Source organism: Roseateles depolymerans, from assembly GCF_003387155.1.
Lineage (GTDB): Bacteria > Pseudomonadota > Gammaproteobacteria > Burkholderiales > Burkholderiaceae_C > Roseateles > Roseateles depolymerans.
In genome coordinates this window covers 787,670-805,549 of record NZ_QUMT01000001.1, presented here as the reverse complement: position 1 = coordinate 805,549, position 17,880 = coordinate 787,670, and the positions used below count along the sequence as shown (strand labels likewise).

The 17,880-nt window shown below is 67.2% G+C and carries 13 protein-coding genes and 1 other RNA gene; 8 read left to right on the top strand and 6 right to left on the bottom strand.

Features of this window, described 5'->3' with window-relative positions; translation table 11 throughout:
• Window positions 1–36: 36 nt before the first annotated feature.
• The gene (locus DES44_RS03450; protein WP_058936200.1) at window positions 37–1,167 is read left to right on the top strand and encodes an AIR synthase-related protein; all 1,131 of its coding nucleotides are present in this window, start codon (window positions 37–39) and stop codon (window positions 1,165–1,167) included.
• A 72-nt stretch (window positions 1,168–1,239) separates the two neighbouring features.
• Entirely contained in the window at window positions 1,240–1,617 is a 378-nt protein-coding gene (locus DES44_RS03445; protein ID WP_058936201.1) for a SirB2 family protein, read from the top strand.
• 48 nt (window positions 1,618–1,665) lie between these two features.
• On the opposite strand, the gene DES44_RS03440 is transcribed toward DES44_RS03445, so the two are convergent.
• On the bottom strand, window positions 1,666–2,088 hold the full coding sequence (locus tag DES44_RS03440; protein WP_058936202.1) for a hypothetical protein: 423 nt from the start codon (window positions 2,086–2,088) through the stop codon (window positions 1,666–1,668).
• 274 nt (window positions 2,089–2,362) lie between these two features.
• Between DES44_RS03440 and ffs the strand changes: the two genes are divergently transcribed.
• The 4 genes from ffs (at window position 2,363) to DES44_RS03425 (ending at window position 4,973) form a co-directional block, all read left to right on the top strand.
• An RNA gene (gene ffs / locus DES44_RS03435) (signal recognition particle sRNA small type) lies at window positions 2,363–2,460 on the top strand.
• A gap of 195 nt (window positions 2,461–2,655) precedes the next feature.
• The gene (locus DES44_RS24445) at window positions 2,656–2,838 is read left to right on the top strand and encodes a hypothetical protein (protein ID WP_058936204.1); all 183 of its coding nucleotides are present in this window, start codon (window positions 2,656–2,658) and stop codon (window positions 2,836–2,838) included.
• Window positions 2,839–2,851: 13 nt separating this feature from the next.
• Complete coding sequence (locus DES44_RS03430; protein ID WP_058936205.1) at window positions 2,852–3,673, top strand: SPFH domain-containing protein; 822 nt, start codon at window positions 2,852–2,854, stop codon at window positions 3,671–3,673.
• Window positions 3,674–3,809: 136 nt separating this feature from the next.
• Complete coding sequence (locus DES44_RS03425) at window positions 3,810–4,973, top strand: stealth family protein (protein ID WP_083526096.1); 1,164 nt, start codon at window positions 3,810–3,812, stop codon at window positions 4,971–4,973.
• Here DES44_RS03425 and DES44_RS03420 read toward each other — a convergent pair.
• Both DES44_RS03420 and DES44_RS03415 read right to left on the bottom strand, forming a co-directional pair.
• Window positions 4,891–6,423 (bottom strand): ArnT family glycosyltransferase, encoded by a 1,533-nt coding sequence (locus DES44_RS03420; protein ID WP_147306931.1) that lies wholly within the window; start codon window positions 6,421–6,423, stop codon window positions 4,891–4,893. The two genes, DES44_RS03425 and DES44_RS03420, sit on opposite strands and share 83 nt — an antisense overlap.
• A 71-nt stretch (window positions 6,424–6,494) precedes the next feature.
• Window positions 6,495–8,564: a lectin gene (locus DES44_RS03415; protein WP_058936207.1), complete on the bottom strand. Its 2,070-nt coding sequence runs from the start codon at window positions 8,562–8,564 to the stop codon at window positions 6,495–6,497.
• Window positions 8,565–8,806: 242 nt separating this feature from the next.
• Here DES44_RS03415 and DES44_RS03410 point away from each other — a divergent pair, with 242 nt between their 5' ends.
• Window positions 8,807–9,424: a GNAT family N-acetyltransferase gene (locus DES44_RS03410; RefSeq protein WP_058936208.1), complete on the top strand. Its 618-nt coding sequence runs from the start codon at window positions 8,807–8,809 to the stop codon at window positions 9,422–9,424.
• 254 nt (window positions 9,425–9,678) lie between these two features.
• A complete protein-coding gene (locus tag DES44_RS03405) occupies window positions 9,679–12,807 on the top strand; it encodes a triple tyrosine motif-containing protein (protein ID WP_058936209.1) in 3,129 nt (1,042 codons plus the stop codon).
• Here the strand turns inward: DES44_RS03405 and DES44_RS03400 are convergent.
• Genes DES44_RS03400 through DES44_RS25240 form a run of 3 tightly spaced genes read right to left on the bottom strand, consistent with a single transcriptional unit; the run spans window position 12,741 to window position 17,510 of the window.
• On the bottom strand, window positions 12,741–14,513 hold the full coding sequence (locus tag DES44_RS03400) for a hypothetical protein (protein WP_058936210.1): 1,773 nt from the start codon (window positions 14,511–14,513) through the stop codon (window positions 12,741–12,743). The genes DES44_RS03405 and DES44_RS03400 overlap by 67 nt on opposite strands.
• A 38-nt stretch (window positions 14,514–14,551) precedes the next feature.
• Window positions 14,552–16,336, bottom strand: coding sequence for a hypothetical protein (locus DES44_RS03395; RefSeq protein ID WP_147306930.1), 1,785 nt, complete (start codon window positions 16,334–16,336; stop codon window positions 14,552–14,554).
• 58 nt (window positions 16,337–16,394) lie between these two features.
• Window positions 16,395–17,510: a hypothetical protein gene (locus tag DES44_RS25240; protein WP_157592979.1), complete on the bottom strand. Its 1,116-nt coding sequence runs from the start codon at window positions 17,508–17,510 to the stop codon at window positions 16,395–16,397.
• Window positions 17,511–17,880: the final 370 nt, after the last annotated feature.

Here is a 17,880-nt window from a genome sequence, read left to right as displayed (position 1 = left end):
GGGTTTGTCAGTAGAGGTGAAGGATAATCCCCGCCCATGAGCACCCACGCCCCCCAAGATTCCTCCTCCGGCACCCTGAGCTATGAGCAGGCCGGTGTCAATTACGACCTGATCGATCCGCTCAAGGTCAGCGCCCAGCGCGCGGCGGCTGCCACCGCCGGGCACCTGTCGGCGCATGGCTTCACCGAGGTCAAGGCCTCGCGCGGAGAGTCCGCCTACGTGGTGGACGTGGGTCCGTTCTACATCGCCTCCATCGTCGAATGCCTGGGCTCCAAGGCCCTGGTGGCCGACGAAATGGCCACCCTCACCGGCAAGAGCTACTACGACGGCATCGCGCAGGACACCATCGCCATGGCGGTGAACGACCTGATCACCGTCGGCGCCACGCCGCTGGTGGTGCAGGCCTACTGGGCGGCTGGCGGATCGGACTGGTTCGGCGACGCCCAGCGGGCGCAAGCCCTGGTGGCCGGCTGGAAAAAGGCCTGCGACACCTGCCAGGTGGCCTGGGGCGGCGGTGAGACGCCGGCGCTGGCGGGCATCGTGGAAGCGGGCCGCATCGACCTGGCGGCCTCCTGCACCGGTCTGATCAATCCGAAGGAACGCCTGTCGGTGGGCGACAAGCTGGCCGACGGCGACGCCATCGTCCTGCTGGCCTCCAGCGGCATCCATGCCAACGGCCTGAGCCTGGCCCGCAAGCTGATCGAGCGCCTGCCGCAGGGCTACCTGACCGAGGTGCAGCCCGGCCTGACCTACGGCGACGCCCTGCTGGCCCCGACCACGCTCTATTCCCCGGTGACCGAGGCCCTGTACAAGGCCGGCATCACGCCGCACTACTGCGCCAACATCACCGGTCACGGCTGGCGCAAGCTGCTGCGTCACCCTGGCAAGTTCACTTACCGCATCCACACCGTGCCGCCGGTGACGCCGGTGCTGAAGTTCATCCAGCAGCATGCGCAGCAGGACGACCGCGAAGCCTATTCCACGCTCAACATGGGCGCGGGTTTTGCGCTGTTCGTGAAAGCGGACCAGGCGGCGAAGGTGGTGGAGATCTCCAAGGCCTGCGGCATTGACGCCTGGGTGGCGGGAGCGGTGGAAGCGGGCGAGAAGCAGTTGCTGATCGAGCCGCTGAACATCCGCTTTGGCGACGACGACCTGCAGCTGCGCTGATGGCACGGGGGGCATCTCCCCCCTGCTCCGACGGATTGACTTTGGCAGGTGCGGTGGCGAAGCTCACCCTCCATGGACTGGTTCTACCTGCCGATGGTCAAGATGCATGCACTGCTGGGCTGGTGCAGCGTGGTCCTGTTTGTCGTGCGCGGGCTGGCGCATCAGTTCGGCGCGGTCTGGGTGATGGATGCGCGGCTGCGCACGCTGGTGTTCAGCAGCCATGTGCTGATCGTGGTGTCCGGCCTGAGCCTGTGGGGCGCCTTGCACCACGACCCGACCACGGAACCATGGATGGTGGGCAAGTTCATCGCGCTGGCGGTCTACTTCACGAGCGGGCACTTCGCGCTGGGGCGCGGGGAATTTCGCGTCCTCGAATACCTGGTGGCGCTGATGGCCTTGGCGTATGTGGTGGCAGTGTCCGTCACGCGGGACGTGGCGTTGGGCTTGTAGCCGGCCAAGCCACGCGCTTGAACCGTCGGTCTTCGTCGCGACGCTCGCTCACCCCACCAGACGCCAACCGGTCGCCCACAGCTGCTGGACGGCCAGCGCGCAGAGCTCCCGACGCAGCGCCGTTGGACGCACGCCCGGCCGACCTTGCGACGCCGCACTGAGCCATTGGGGGCCGGCCTGCGCCGACAGGCGGGGCTGGCCATGACGGTCGGCGCGCAACAGGGCCAGACGCCAGGCGGCGGTCAGACCGCGGCTGCGGGATTCATCGGCAAGGACCCCGATCCAGTCATCCCCATGCAGGCGATGAGCGGCCTTGAGCAGGTCCAGATCCGAAGGGGTGTGCTGGAACTCGGCCACCGGTTCGCCCCAGGGGTCGCGCAGGACGCGGACGGCGGGCTGGGCGACGTTCAGGGGCCGGGCCGCACGGCGGCGGGACAGCAGAGCGTCGAACTGTGCGAGGCGAGCAGACATGAAAAAACTCCGAGAGCCCACAGAATCACCGGCGTTTGCCGGCCCGGGGGCATCATCGGAGCCGCAACGCTTTAGCCGTACTTGTTGACCGCCCGCAAGTAGTTGGTAAATCGGCGGTGGACGTTCGCGCGGAAAGCGCAAGGTCCGTGACGCATTCTAAGCACATCCGGCGGTGGTGCGTGAAGGTGCCCACGGACGGACGTGCGAAGGATGTGATGCAGATCATGTTCTGGCTTTCCGGTAGGGTCTCCACACTCGCGTACAATGCGTCCCTGACGGGCCTCCTCGCATGGAAGCGCGGCCAACCGGGTCAGATGGGGAACCAAGCAGCCCTAACCGTTGTAACCAGTGCCGGGGGTAAGGCTCGTCACCTTATTCAGCAAGCAACCGCCTTGGGGCGGTTGTCCTTTTGAAAAACCGCCTTCGGGCGGTTTTTTCGTTTCCCCCTCCCCGTTTCCCCTCCTTCGTGGTGCTACCCCACCCCTGCCCATCCCGCTAAGCTCCGCCCCGCTGAACCCGGAGCATCCAAGACTCCGGACAGCGTGACTGACATCAAGGAGTGAGGAGATGGCGCTTTTACGTGCCTGGTTGGTGCTGTTCCTGATCTGGGCCGCCTGTGTCGGGCTGACCTTGTGGGTGAGATCCCTCAGCCGCCAGCAAGCCTTCGCCTGGCTGCGGCTGTCCCGATGGCTCGCACTGGGGGCCGCCATGGCCCTCGGTCTGGCCACGCTCATCGTCCAACTGTTCTGAGGAGGAGGGAACCATGTCCCCATTCAAGCCCCGTTCCATCACCACGACCGTCGCGCTGCTCACGCTGGCCGCGCTCACCACCGCCTGCACCCGCATCGAGACCGGGGAAGTCGGCCTGCGCGTGGGCGTCGACAAGCAGATCAGCGGCGCCGAGCTGCTGCCGGGCAGCTTCAACCAGACGCTCTTCGGAGATGTGCTCACCTTCCCGGTGCGCGACATCGCCGTGGTCCTCGAAAACAAGAACCCCCTGACGGCTGACAACAGCACGCTCAAGGACTTCGACATGACCCTGGTCTACTCGGTGAACCCGTCGTCCGTCTCCGATCTCTGGACCACCAAGAGCCGCAGCTTCCATACCTACGACAGCGCCGCCAAGGACTGGTACCTGATGCACGGCTACATGAACACCGTCGCCAACAACGCCGCCTACAAGGCAGTGCGGGAATACAAGGCGCTGTCCGTGGCCGACAACCGGCAGAAGATCGAGGCCGAGATCAAGCGCATCGTCACGGAAACGCTGACCTCGGAAGGCTTGGCGTCCTCGCTCTCCGTGTCGCTCGTGCAGGTGCGCAACGTGCTGCCGGCGGACGACATCATCGCCTCCGCCAATGCGGTCGTGACCGCCCAAAATGCCCTGCGCGCCAAGGAGATCGAGGTGGAAACCGCCAAGAAGGAAGCCGAGCGCATTGCCGCGCTGAATGCCAACAGCAAGGCGATCGAATACATGAACGCGCAGGCGCAGCTCAAGATTGCCGAAGGCATCGCGGCCGGCAAGGTGAACACGATCGTGGTGCCCTATGACTTCAAGGGCATCGTGAACGCCAACACCAAGTAAGCGGGCATCGAAGCGCCGCACGCCAGAACCGAAGATCCTCTCCAGCCACTGAGCCGAAGGCAGCGGCGATGACCCGCTCCAGGCGGCAAGCCAACCGGCTTTGCCACTGTCGAACCTTTCGGAGCAGCGGCTGGACATGGACCCCCAAGCGTGGAACGGGCGGCGAATCGATCACTCTCACCGGCACGGCGGCCCGATCGACATCGTCTATTTGTGGGTGGACGGGTCCGACCCGCTCTGGCAGGTCAAAAGGCAGCAGGCCTATGCCGCCTGGGCCAGTCGCCATGCCGGCGACCTCGCCGCTTATGGCAACGTGCTGGGCCGGTTCCGCGACAACGAAGAACTGCGATTCAACCTTCGCGCGCTGGAGCGGTTCTTTCCGGACCATGGGCAGGTCTACATCGTCACCGACGGTCAGGCGCCCGCCTGGCTGAGCCATGATCCCGGCATCACGGTCGTTGATCATCAAGACCTCATGACCGGCAGCGACCTGCCCGTCTTCGACTCCGGCCATATCGAGTCGTACATCCACCGGATTCCGGGTCTGTCCGAGCGCTTCTTCTACCTGAATGACGACATCTTCTTCGGCGCTCCGGTCGACCCGGCTGAGTGGTTCGGCACGCCACTCTCCATTGCCATGGAGGCGGCGCCGAGCGACATCCCCGACGCGCCTGTCCCCACGGAAACGGCCCTGGTCAATGCCGCGGCCCTGTCACGGCGCTGGCTGCGCGCGCAATCTCCCGATTACCAGCACGACCCGCGTCTGTGCGCCCATGCACCGCGTCCCCTGCTGAGAAGCGCGATGTTCGAACTGGAACGGCGCGCCCCCGAGCTCTTTCAGCAGGTGCGTTCGACCCCCTTCCGGTCCTGGCGCGTGCCGCCCATCGTGTCCGACCTGGTCTTGCGCTGGATGATCCACACCGGCCTTGCGGCCCCGGTCACACGAGACCACCTCTACATCGCCACCGGGGCGGAAGAGGCGCCTCAGTGCTTTGAACGTCTGGCCGAGCGCTTCGGCGAATGGTCATTTTTCTGCATCAACGACACCTGCGATGACGCTTCAGCCGACGACGCCCGGCTGCTTCAAGTGCGCGGGCAACTGGGCGCTCTGCTGCCAACGCCCTCCCGGTTCGAGGTCCCTGACGGCATGGCGCCGCATGCATCGGTGCCCTGCCCTCACGCGCCCGCCGCGTCCCGCGCAATGCCGCTTCAACCCCTCACGGCGCCGCCGCCGGGGCATGCACATTCACCGTCCAGTCCCGCACCGTCACCGACCACAGCGGGGGCTGCTGCAGTGTGAGGCCGGCGGCCTGGTAGGCGCCGTCCGAATCGCCTTGATCCGGCTCGCTCAGGATGGCTGCGGGCTTGAGGCTGCGCAGCACGTCCCCGTCATTGAAGTAGCCCTTCCACACCGGCTTGGTAATGGCGCCGGAGCCCCAGAACAAGGTGGACGCCCAGGGACCGATCACCAGTTGGTCATTCCACCGCTCCTCGGCCGCCAGCCTGCGCTGGGTGTCCCGGATGGCGTAACTGCGTCGCTCGTAGGCTTTCGCGTAATCCCGCGCGTCCAGGCCCAGCACCACCACCAGCGCCGCCACGACGGCATGTCGCCATGACACGGAAGCATTGCGCTTTGCACGCGCGGGATTGCGCTCCACCCACATCCACGCCGCACACAGTCCTGCCGCTCCCAGCAGCCCCAATGCCATCACCAGCGACAGGAAGTACCGACTGGGCAGATAACTCAGGGTCAGCTTGTGCAGTTCAATCAGCACCCAGGCCGCGGGCGGAGCCATCAGGGCCACCCACTGCCGCTGCTGGGCCTTGTTCACCCGCACGGCACGCCATGCCACGGCTGCCGCAGCCAGCCCCACCAGCACCAGCAGCCACACAGCCCACAGCCGCCGGTCCGTCGCCAGCGTATGCAGGTTGTCGGCCAGGCTGTGCAGCAACTGGGACAGGGACGACGACCCTCGCGAGCTCTGCGAGCCCAGCACGAACTTCATCAGCACGCGGTTGGGCCAGTACCAGCCCACGGCAAACACCCCCGCCATGACCGCGGCGGCCACGCTCGACCCGACGACATTGGCCAGTGCCGCACGCCACCCCGTGCGCCATTCATCCGGATTGAGGATCCAGGCCAGCACAAAGGCCACCGGCGCAATGACGGCCGCATACACGAACTGGACCTTCATGCCATAGGCCACAAAGATCAGCACGGCCGACAGCGCCCAGGTCCATCGCCCCGCTCCCAGCAGCCGCTGGTGCACCGCCCATAAGGCGCCGACGACCAGGAATGCCGCCGTCATCTCCACCAGCGCCAGATGCGCGTAATGGAAGGGGTAATACGACAGCGCCAGCACCGGCAGCCCGACCAGCACCGCGCGGCCCAGCGTCGAGCGTCCGGACGCCACGACCGCCAGCAGCAGCGTGCTCAGGCCCAGCATCGTCAGACGCATCACCGTCATCGAGTCCCCGACGCCCTTGAGCACGCCCCAGGACAGCAGGGCATACAGCGGCTCCTTGATGACGCCGTCGGACTCGGCCAGGTCCAGCGTCCCCGTGCGCATGGCATTGCGCACCTGCGCGGTGTAGAGACCTTCATCGGTCCACGGCCCGCGGCTGAATCCCAGGCTCGCCTCCGCATCCGACATCACAAACGGGAGATGCAACCCGATGACCCCCGCCAGGACGGCCAGACACAACCACCACCGCCATCCACGCTCTTGCTCTTGCTCTTGCTCTCGCATGCCACCCTCGTTGGCTGAGGGGCTGGGGTCGATGCCGCCACGTTGTCTCGGGTCGCAGCGGCACGGACCGCTCAGGGCCCCAGGTTGATTTTGATGATCTTGTTGTTGCTATTGTTGGCGATATTGTCCTTGTCTCCGCCATTGGTGGTGGAGAGCCAGAGGTTCCCGTCAATCGAAGGCTCCACGGTCTTGATCCGGCCATAGGTGCCCCGGAACAGTTCCTGCGTATTGATCAGGCTGTCGCCACTGATCTCGTGCCGATAGACACGTTCCCCACGCTGGCAGGCCACATACAGCGCCTGCCGCACGATGGCGATGCCACTGCACGAGCCATCCGCCACCGGATAGGTCCGCTTCGGCGCAATGAAGCCCGCCGTCGCACAGCCGGTGCCGCTGCGGGAGAGCGTGCCCTCGCAGATCGGCCAGCCGTAATTGCCGCCCTTCTGGATGAGATTGGTCTCGTCCATGGTGCTGTCGCCGAATTCCTGCTCCCACAGCCGACCCTGCGCATCGAAGGCCAGCCCTTGCGGATTGCGGTGCCCATAACTCCAGACCAGGTTGCCGAAGGGATTGTCGGAAGGGGTCGTGCCATCGACATTCATCCGCAGCACCTTGCCGCTGAGGTGGCTGGTGTTCTGGGCAAAGTCGCCGTTCTGGGCATCGCCCGTGGCCACATAGAGCTTGCCGTCGGGGCCATAGCGCAGTCGTCCGCCGTTGTGGTACTTGTTGCGGGCGATGCCGCTGAGCAGCACCTGCAGGGACGACAGGTCCAGTGTGCTGTTCACATACCTCACCCGCACCACCCGGTTGTCGGTGGGTGTCGTGTACATGATGTAGAGCCAGTTGTCGGTGGTGGGGAAGCCCGGCGCGGCGGCCAGGCCCATCGCACCGCCTTCACCGTCCGTGCCGGCGGCATTGGGCAGGGCGCCGATGGAGGTCTTCACCCCCGTTGTGGGATTCAGCCGCACCACGTCCCGCACGTCCCGGCGCGTGTAGAGCAGTTGGCCGTCCGGCAGGGCCAGCATGCCCCAGGGGAGGTCGGTCTCGGTGCTGACCTGCGTCACCGAGCAGACGGCGCTGCTGCAACTGCCGCCGGTGGTCACGCTCACCTCGGTGGAGCGGGTCGAGGCATTGTTCTGCGCATCCCGCGCGGCGACGGCATAACGGTAGGTGGTGTTGGCCGCCAGCGCATTCTCGGTGTAGGTCAGCGCCGCGGTGGAGCCGATCTTCGTGCCGTTGCGATAGAGGTCATAGGCCACCACGCCGACATTGTCAGTCGCGGCATTCCACTTCAGCGCGACCGAGGTGCCGGTCGCGGAGGCCGTCAGCCCGCCGGGGACCGTGGGCGGCTGGGTGTCCGACGAGCACTGCGGCACGCTCACCGGCAAGGTGGCGCTGGCCTGGGAGACATTGCCCGCCGCGTCTCTGGCATTCACGTAGAGCCCCCAGTTGGCGCCGGGGCTCAGCGTCAAGGTGGTGGCCAGCGTATTGCCGGTCACCGTGGTCATCTGCTGGCCGTCGTGATAGACGTCGTAGAAGGCCACGCCAATGTTGTCCGTGGAGGCGGACCAGGAGAGCGTCGCGGAACGGCACTGCAGATTCGAGACGGCCAGTCGCGTCGGTGGCGTCGGCGCCTGGGTGTCGATGACCACGCCGTCGTTGCGGACCCAGACCTGGTTGCTGGTGGCGCGACAGGTGTAGAGGATGACCGGGGTGCTGGCCGCGGTCAGCCCTCGGTAGACATCCAGGCAAAGACCGGACTGCCGGCCGGTGATCGTGCCATTGTTGTTGTAGGTCCATTTCTGATTGGCCTGGCCATTGCAGGTGTAGGCCACCACGACGGTCCCGAGCGCCGTGCCTTGCTGATAGGCGTCCAGGCACCGCGTGCCATTCATCACCCGGATCTCGCCGGCGGCGGTGAATTCGAACACCTGGTTGGAGGCGCCATGGCAGTCGTAGATGATCATGGCCGCGCCCGGCGCGGAGCCGCTGCCGCCCTGGACATCCAGGCAACGGCTGCTGCCCTGCCCGACCAGCGTGGTGGTGGCGGCCTGGGCCGCGGCGGGCCAGCTCATCGCCGCCACGACCCCCAGGGCTGCGAAGACGGCGGAACACCAGGACAAGAATCGACCGGCATGCATGGCTGTGTCTCCTGCTTGTAGGTCCCGGTCGTCAAGGCGGCGGCCGCGGCTAGGGCAATGTAGCGCTGGGCGGCGGCGGCGCGGTCGGCTGACACTGGAAGAAGGGGCGGTGCAATGTGCGCTGGGCCGCTTTGCGGATGCGGATGCGGATCCGGGTGCAGGTGCGCGGATCGCCTGCATGATTGGCGGCATCATTGCGGGCACGTTGACCTGCACGCTCACCCGCACGATCGCCTGACACCATGACTTCCCTCGAGGCCGCCGGCCCCCACACCCGCAACCCCGCCACGACGCTGAACACCGATCGGTTGACACTGCGGGCGTCCCATCCGCTGCTGGCGCCGGCCATCAGCGACTTCCATCGCCGCAACCTGGCGCACTTCGCGCCGTGGGAACCGCCGCGGTCGGCGGATTTTCTGGAGGTGGAGGCGACACGGGCCCGACTGGCCGCAGAGGTCCTGTCCTTCGCGAATGGACAGATGTGGCGCTACTGGCTCGCCCGTCATGAGCAGCCGGACGAGATCATCGGCCAGTGCCAGGTCTCGATGGTCTCGCGCGGCGTCGCGCAGAACGCCTGGCTTGGCTACAACCTCGATGCGCTGCAACAAGGCCGCGGCTACATGCAGGAGGCGCTGGTCTGCCTGATGGGCGAACTCTTCAGCCCGCCAGTCCGGTTGCACCGCATCCAGGTGGCGGTGCGTCCGGACAACGCGCCCAGCCTCCGGGTGATGGCCCGCATGGGCTTCCAGGAGGAAGGCCTGTGCCGCGACTATCTCTTCATCAACGGCGCCTGGCGGGATCACAAGATCTTTGCGAGTGTCAACCCTCATTGGCCGCGAACCGAAGCCCCGCAGATGTAGCACACGGCGTGGCAACCGGGCTGCAGTTGTCAGCCAGCATGCCTCGAATGGGGAAGTGACGCCCGGCGGTGCCCAGGGCGAAGATGCAGATCCACTGCGCAGTCCTTCCGCCTCCCCCTCCACTGGTCGTCGCCTTGAGTGCTCCATTTCCTCGAACGGCCTGGGTGTGGCTGAGGGTCGGCCCATCCCTGAGGATGTCTTTGTGCCCATCGCTTGGCCCCTCCTCGGGCGTTCTCCTGGGCACAAGGATAGGCATGGTGCTGGGTAGGTTCCTGCGCCTGGTCCTGTTTCTGGTCCTGGGGCTGGGCACCCTCCCCGCCTACGCCCTGGACCGGCATCGCAGCTTCGAGCAACTGCACCACAGCCGCTGGACCGCCAACGACGGCGCCCCCATCGGCATCCGCAAGATCAGCCAGACCGCCGACGGCTGGCTCTGGCTGGGCAGCACCTCCGGCCTGTACCGCTTCGACGGCGTCCGCTTTGAGCAGTTCGTCGCCGCAGAAGATCCGGAGTTCGGCGCCCGTCCCGTGAGCACCCTGGCCGCCGCGAGCAACGGAGACCTGTGGGTCGGCCTGCTGGACGGCGGCATTGCCCGCATCGACCCGCGCGGGCACCTGACCGTCTATCCCCTGCCTGCGGATCTCCCCAGCTTCCAGACCACCAAGCTGGCGACCTCGGCGAGTGGCCAGACCTGGGCGGTGGTGTCCGGGCAACTGCTGGTCTTCGAGGGAGGCCTGTGGCGTCATCCGGACGCCTCTTTCCAGGCACCCGCCACACCCCCCGCCGGGCTGCACACCGACGCCAACGGGGCCTTATGGTTGGCCTCCGACGATCGATGGTGGAGGCTGGACCCGGAGCGGCAACAGTTTGTCGAAAGGGTCCGCGGGCTCGCTGCGGGGCGGGCCATCCGCATCGTTGGGGGCATCAGCTGGGTGGTCACCGCAGACGGACTGCATCCACTGCCCGGCAGCGAACGGCCCAGCGGCCCTGCCGTCCGTCAACCCGACTCCTCCGCCCTCTGGATCGACGATCAGGCCAATGTCTGGAGCGCCTACTGCCCCGCGGGCCTCTGTCGCACGCAGTTGCCGGTCGACTGGACCACCGCCCGGCGCCCGCTGCACCTGCCGCCGGTCACCGAATCCTGGACCCGCCGCGACGGCCTCACCAGCGACATCGGCATGACCGCCCTCGAAGACCGCGAGGGGAACCTGTGGGTGGCCACCCAGTCCGGACTCGACCGTTTTCGGGACACGCTGCTGGCCCGCTTCACCCCCTCCAGCGCTGCCACCAACTTCCTGCTCCAGTCCTACCGCGTGGTGGACCCCGGCGGCCCCTTGCGGCAACACCTGCTGCTGTCCGCCGTGGATGCCGAGCATGGCAGCCTGCTGTGGCGGTGGAATGAACATCAGGGCTTCAGCCCCCTCGAATGGTCCCGCGACCGCGGACGCATCCGCGCCTTGCATCGGGACGGGGAAGGACGTGAATGGGTGGGCAGCACGACAGGACTGTGGCAGCTCCGGGGCGCCCAGGCACGCCCCGTCGCGCCTCCCGCTGCGGCATCGACAGCGCCCTCCTGCACCCAGCTGCTCAGCAATCGGCAGGGCTTGTGGGCGCTGTTCCCATCGGTGGGCCTGCAACTGCTCCGGGACGGCGCCTGGCAGACGCTGCCCTTCCCCGGACTGCAGGACGAGCGGCCAACCGCCTTTGCCCTGGAAGGCGCAACGGCGGTGTGGACCGGGTATGCCAACAACCGCCTGATGCGCCATGACGAGCAGGGCGCGCAGCTGTATGACAGCCGGCAAGGCCTGGCCGTCGGCGCGGTGAACTATGTCTACAGCGGCCGATACGTGCTGGTGGGCGGCGACCGCGGCCTGCAGATGCTGCATCAGGGGCGTTTCCGCAGCCTGCGGTCCACCCAGCCGGAAGCGCTGCGGGGCATCACCGGCGCCACGGAAACGCCGGCGGGCGACCTCTGGCTCAACGGCGTTCGCGGGGCGGTCCGTGTGCCGGCCGATGCGCTGAGCCGGTGGGTCGCGGACCCGCAGACTGAAGTGGCCCTGCAGGTCTTCGACAGCGGCGACGGCTACCCGGCCGCCGCCATGGCCCTGGGCCCGCAGGCCAGCGTGGTCGCCAGCGGACCGGGTCGGCTCTGGTTCGCCGGGCTGGAGGGCATCGCGGCCCTGGACCTGGATCGCCTGCCCGCTGCCAGGCCCGGCCCCGAGGTGCAATGGCTGGCGGTGGCGGCGGACCAGCGCTGGCAGGACGCCCGGGACGATCTGGAGCTGCCTGCCGGGACCCAGACCGTCTCGGTACGATTCACCGCGCTGGCGCTGGGGGCCCCCGAGCGGGTGCGCTTCGAGGCGCGCCTGATGGGGGTGGACACCGACTGGCGCCCGCTGGGCAGCCAGCGAGACCTGTCCTACAGCCACCTGCCACCGGGCCGCCACGAACTGCAGGTCCGGGCCTCGCTGGCCGACGGTCCGCCTTCGCCCCACCCCGCAACCCTGCGCTTCATCCTCCAGCCCACCCTCCTGCAAAGGCTGTGGATGCGGGTGCTGTTGGCGTTGGCGGGGACTGCGCTGCTGGCGTCCGTGCTGCGCTGGCGCCTGGGCCTGCTGGCGCGGCGCGAGCATGACCGGCTGCGCATTCGCATGGACGAACGCGAGCAGCTCGCGCAGCAGCTCAACGACACGCTGCTGCAGGGGCTGCACGGGCTCACGCTGCACTTCCAGAAAGTGGCGAACCGGATGCGGTCGGAAGACCCGAACCATCCTCTGATGGAAGCTGCGCTGAACCGGGCGGATGAGCTGATCCTGCAGGGCCGGGAACAGGTCAGCGCCCTGCGCAATACGCAGCGCCTTGAGCAGCAGGATGTGGCGGTGATCTGGTCCAGGCTGGGCGAGCGGCGGGCCGCCGAGCAGAAGATCGACTTCCTGATGGAGGTCGAAGGCGCCTCACGGCCTTTGCGTCCCCATGCAAAGGCCGCATTGCAGGCGCTGGGCAACGCCATGCTGGCACAGGCCTTTGCGCGGGTGACCGGTACCGGCACGGGCACCCGCACCGGGGCCGTGCGGGCGCGGCTCATCTGGCGTTGGTGGGGCCTGCGCCTGGTGGTGACCGCCGATCAGCAGGGTGCGGCCGCGGCGTCCCCCGAGGGGCTCACCGCAACCGCCGAACGGGACACCACCGCGCAGGACTCCCTCGAGCAGCGCGCCCGCGCTCTCGGCGGATGGATCCGCACGGTTCATTCACGCCGCAATGCCGACGGTGCCTCGTTCAGCCTGTCGCTCTGTGTGCCGGCCTTGCGTCTTTACGGCTATGAAGGCTGGCCCTGGTCCGTGTCTGGCGGTTCCGTCACGGGGCTGGAGGATGGCAACGGCTGAAGGCCCGCGCTCGGAAGGGAGGGAAGCAGCACGCCCTGCCGCGTCATCCGCTCGCAGTAGTCAGTCGCGCGGTCGGACAGCTTGGCATCGATGTTTTTCATCAGCTCCTCAGGCGTCAGCTGCAGATACATGCAGAGCTGATACATCGACCCCAATTCATAACGCAGCTGCGGGAAGGACTGCTTCAGCAGCTTGACACCGGCGATCTGCTCCTTCCAGTGGGGCGCGATGAAGCTCAAAGGGGGCACGAGCGCCTCGACGCCGTACCGGGACAGGCGCAGCGGCGAGCAATGCCACCGCACGTCCGCCAGACTGATGCCTGCACGCACGATCGGGGTTTCGTCCAGGCGCGTTCTGATGGGTTTTCTCTGCCAGTCCCACAGCTCAGACGGGGACAGGTCACGCGCCGGGCGGGAGGGATCGAGGAGCTGAAGGCCGGCTCGTTGCAAGGTGTCGCCGTGCAGACAAAACCTCAGCATCACCTCGGGGTCACGCTCCGGCCAGCGATCAAAGATCGCCAGCATCAGCGCGGAGACGGTGGGATGGCTTTCAATGAGGTCGGCCAGCAGGTGTCGGACCTCGGTGCCGCTGACTGCACCCCCGCTGTCTCCCTGCATCAGGGCCTGCAGATAGCCGTCCGGCCCCTGGAAGGTCTGCTGGGCCAGGTTGCCAAGGAAGGGCGGTACGACGATAAGGGCCATGCCCGGTGCACAGTGCACCCGCCACCCTGTCACCTCCTTTGCGGGATTGAGGCACAGGGGGGTTCCATCGCCCAGAGTCACGTCAACAGCGCCCAGGCGACAGGGGTGCGACGGCGGCAGTCGGGCCAGCAACTGCGGCGCCATGCGGTCCAGGACCTCGTGCCACTGTCCCTGTCTGAGCGCTTGGGCGAGCGCTTGCGTCCTGCTTCTCAGCGCCACCGGGATCGCGTCATTCAGTTCGGAGGCCCGCCTGGACGATGACGGCCCTGCAGCAGTGTGGCCCCGCGCCTGCAGCCAGGCCGACAGCGCGGCGTGACTGCCGCGAGGACCGGGCTGCGGCGGCGTCCGATCGTGCGGCGTCGGTTGCAGCCCCGGTTGCGGCGCCAAGTGGCCCCCCCGTTGCGGTGGGGAAAGCGGCCTCTCCTCAACGGGCCCGCTCTCGAGCCAATCCGCGAGGATCTGTCGCAGCCGCAACACGGAGACCGGCTGCGCCAGCTCGTTCTCCAGCGTCAGGGCCAGGGCATCCAGGAGGTCATTCGGTGGGCAGCGAAACTGGTTGTCGGCCCGCCCGTGCGCGGGAATCGCCACCTGATCCGGCCGCAGGTCCCCGGTGAGGGCGGTGTGCAGTTCCCACCCGGTGTCCCTGCGGACCGCCGTCACCAGCAGATAAAGCGAGGACGGGTCTACAGGCCCCGGAATCGGCTGACCCGGCGCACACCACACAGTGGCCGGCCAATCGATCCAGGATCGCAACGCTGGCAGGGCCGCCCCGATCAGCGACACCAGCGCAGCGCCCTGGTCCACCGGAAAGCGGTGCTGCGGGTCCCGGAGCAGCCAAACGAGTTGATCGCGTTCGGCGGGCGTCAAGCGTTCCGCGATGCTGCCGCCCGGCTCGACCCGCCACGCACCCGCGGCGCCATCGCCCGTCGCCAGTTCCAAGGCAGAAGGGCTGGCCGCAACGACAGCTTCATCGTGCATCGGCCGCCCGGTGGACATGAGGTACATGGCAGAGTCCTTCCCGGCCGCACGCGCAGCCGACTGCGCTATGTCCCCACCGGGCCCCCACCGAGTTCGGATCTCCCCTGCATCTGCGCGACCGGCGAGTCCTCGCATTCTTCCCACGTCATTCGATAGCGGTAGGCTTCGACGGCGTCGAGTAGGTCGCTCCCAACATAGCCCTTCAGCATGGCAACGGACAGCCGCAGGTACTTTGCGAGCTCATCCATCGTTCCGAACTCATAGCGCAGGCTCGGAAGAGCGTCCTTCAATTGCTCGACACCGGGAACGTCCTTGGACCTTTTCGCGCGCGGGAGCGTGGGCGTGAAGCCATGTTGCTGAAGCAGTTGCACCCCGTTCCCCGACAGCCCCAGCGGCGAGAAATGCCAGCGGTAATCCGCCACACTGATGCCCTCACGGAGCATCTGATCCTGGCTCCAATGCATGTCGGGCCTTTGATGCTGCCATTGCCTCACCTCCTCGACCGTCAGGTCTCGCGCCGGCGCCGCGATACCCAGCAGCTGCTGGGCAGCCGGTTGCAAGGTCTTGCCATGCAGGCAGAACCGCAGCATCAGCTCGGGGTTGCGCTCGGGCCAGCGATCCAGAATGGCCAGGATCAACGCTGGGAGCAGGGGCTGTTTTTCGATCCGATCGGCCAGCAGTTGCCGGGCCCCGGCCGCCATCGCCGGCGAAGAGTACCGCCCAAAGATCAAGGCATTGAGCAGCGCGTCCGAACCTGCAAACATGGCCGGTGGCACCGTGCTGGCTCGGCTTGTGACCTTGACGAAGAGACCTTGTGGATCACAAATCACTTCTCGGGGCTGGCCCTGCTCACCGATCTGGGTGCGCAGGCGCCGACCATCGCCGAAGGTGATGTCGACCTTCCCCAAACGAAGCGGATGCGTCGAAGGAAGCCGGGCCATCAACATCGGCGCCACACGGCCGAGGACATCATTCCATAGCCCTTGCCTCAATTGCTCGGCGAGCGCGAGTACACGGAGGTGGAGCGACGTCGGAATCGAGGGGATCGACTGGGAGGCAGGCGCGGAAAGCGCGGCAGGTGCTGAGGGTGCTGGAAGTGCTGCGGGCGCTATGGACGCTGCAGGTTCTGGAGACGCCGGCGGCGATACAGCCGCCAACGGCCGCTTCAGGAGCGCCACCGCATGGAGCGGGCTGCCGAGGGCGCGTTGCGGGAACCCCGGCATCCGGAGCGAAGAAGGCGCCGACATCATCGCCTCTTCGTCGGCGGTGTCCAGCCATTGCGCCAGTTCACGGCGCAGGGCCGAACCGGGCGCTGCCCCGCCCCCCTGCGGCGCGAGGCCGCAGCCGGGAATCTTCCTCGGGCGCGCGTTCTCGATCGTCTGCACCACGACGTCCAGGAGGTCGTGCGGCGGGCATCGGAACTTGTTGCACACCGGCACGTGCGCGGGGAGCGCCGTCTGTTCGGGATGGAGGTCCGAAGCCAATGTGGAATGAAGCTCCCACCCGCCATCCGTCCAGACCGGCGCCACCAGCAGATAGGGGCCGGGATGCGAGTCGGGCGTTTGCATCGTTTGATCCGGCGTGCACCAGCGCACTGCGGGCCAGTCCCGCCAGGAGGGCAACGCAGGCGCGGCCGTCTGGAACAGCCACGCCAGTGCCGCGTTGTCCTCCATCTCAAAACGATGCTGCGGATCGCGCAGTTGCTGCGCGAGGCGCTGCCGGTCGACCCGGCCCAGCGCCGCCAGGCCGCCGCCGCCCGGCCACTCGGGCAGATCGGGAGAGGCCGATGCGGCCCTCAGCGGCGGCGCCAGCGGGGTCATCGCCGAGGCGGCGTCATCGTGCATCGGCATCGGAGTCATCAAAGGGTACAAGCGCATTCCTTTCAGGCTGCACGCGCAGCCGCATGCGCTATGTCCCCGCCCGGTCCCGACTGAGTTCGGGCGCTTCCAGAACACTCGCCGCTTTCAGCGCCTCGCGATAGGCCAAACCCGCAAGATGCCGGTCTGTCGGCACCTTCCTGCTCACCATGTCCGGCCGCTGCCGCAGGAAGGCTGCGAGCGCATACAGCGACCCCAGTTCATAACGAAGTTCAGGGAACGCTTGCGCCAGCGCTTCCCACGCCGAGGTCTGCTGGGCACTGTTCATCACCAGCACCCCCAGGCGCGCCTGCTTGAGGGCCTTCAAGCCATGACTGGAGACCCCCATGGGCGACAGATGCCAGCGCGCGTCGGCAATACACAGGCCCTCCTGTTCCATCCACTCCTGCGTGAGCTGCAGCAAGGCCGCCGGGGCCTGCCAATGCGCGATTTCCACGGCCGTCATGTCGCGCAGTCCCGGCGAGGCGTTCAGCAATTGACGCCCGGCAGGCCGCCATTGATCGCCATGCAGGCAGAACCGCAGCATCACCTCAGGATCCCGGTCCGGCCAGCGTTTGAAAATGGCCAGCGACAGCGCCGCCACCTCGGTGTGACGCTCGATCAGATCCGCCAGCAGATGCCGCGCCCTTTGCGCCGCCGCAGTGTCTTCAAAGGGTTTCCCCAGCAAGGCAGCCAGGTAGGCGTGAGGCCCAACGAGGTAGTGGAAATCATCCGATTCGGGCGCAGGCGACACCTCCGCCTCGGCGAACTCCGCGGCCCATCGAATCTGCCTGGCGGGCTTGCCGGCCTCTTCGCCACCAAACTCCAGCACCTGGCCATGGTCCAGCCTGATCGCCACCTTCCCCAGTCGCAGCGGGTGCGAGGGCGGCAGCCTGGCCAGCAGTTGCGGCGCCACTCGTTCCAGCGCGGTGTTCCAGCCGCCTTCTCGCAAGAGGGTGGCCAGCGCGAGCGTCTCGGTGATCAGCGGAGAGGCTGCCACCGGGCTTGCCGGGCTTGCCGGGTTCAGCGGGGCCAGCGGGCTCAACGGGCTTGGCTGGGTTTGCGGGCTTGGCTGGAGTTGCGGGCTTATCTGGGTTTGCGGGCTTAGCGGACTCAGCGGAAGTGGCGAGGGCGGAAACGCGAGTCGTGGCGACGCAGACGGCCACATGGATGGCGGCACACAGGACGACGAAGGAGGAGACAACAAGGGCGACGACGGTCCGAGTGGCTCCGCCGCACACGCGGGCGACGTGGAGCCAGTCCCGGGAGACAGGCGCGAAGGGAACTGCTGCGGCGAAGGGCCCCGCGTCTGCTGACGAGACGGTGTCCCCTCCAGCCAGTCCGCCAACGCCCTGCGCAGCGACATGCCGGGCCCTGCCCCGCTTCCGGACCGTTCACCTTCGATTCTTGGCGACGTCCAACGCAGCACGTTCTCGAGCGTTTTCACGACCACGTCAAAAACGTCATTCGGAGGACATCTGAATCGTTGAGCCGAAGGGAGATGCGCGGGCAATGCGCAAGGTACCGGGCCCGCCGCC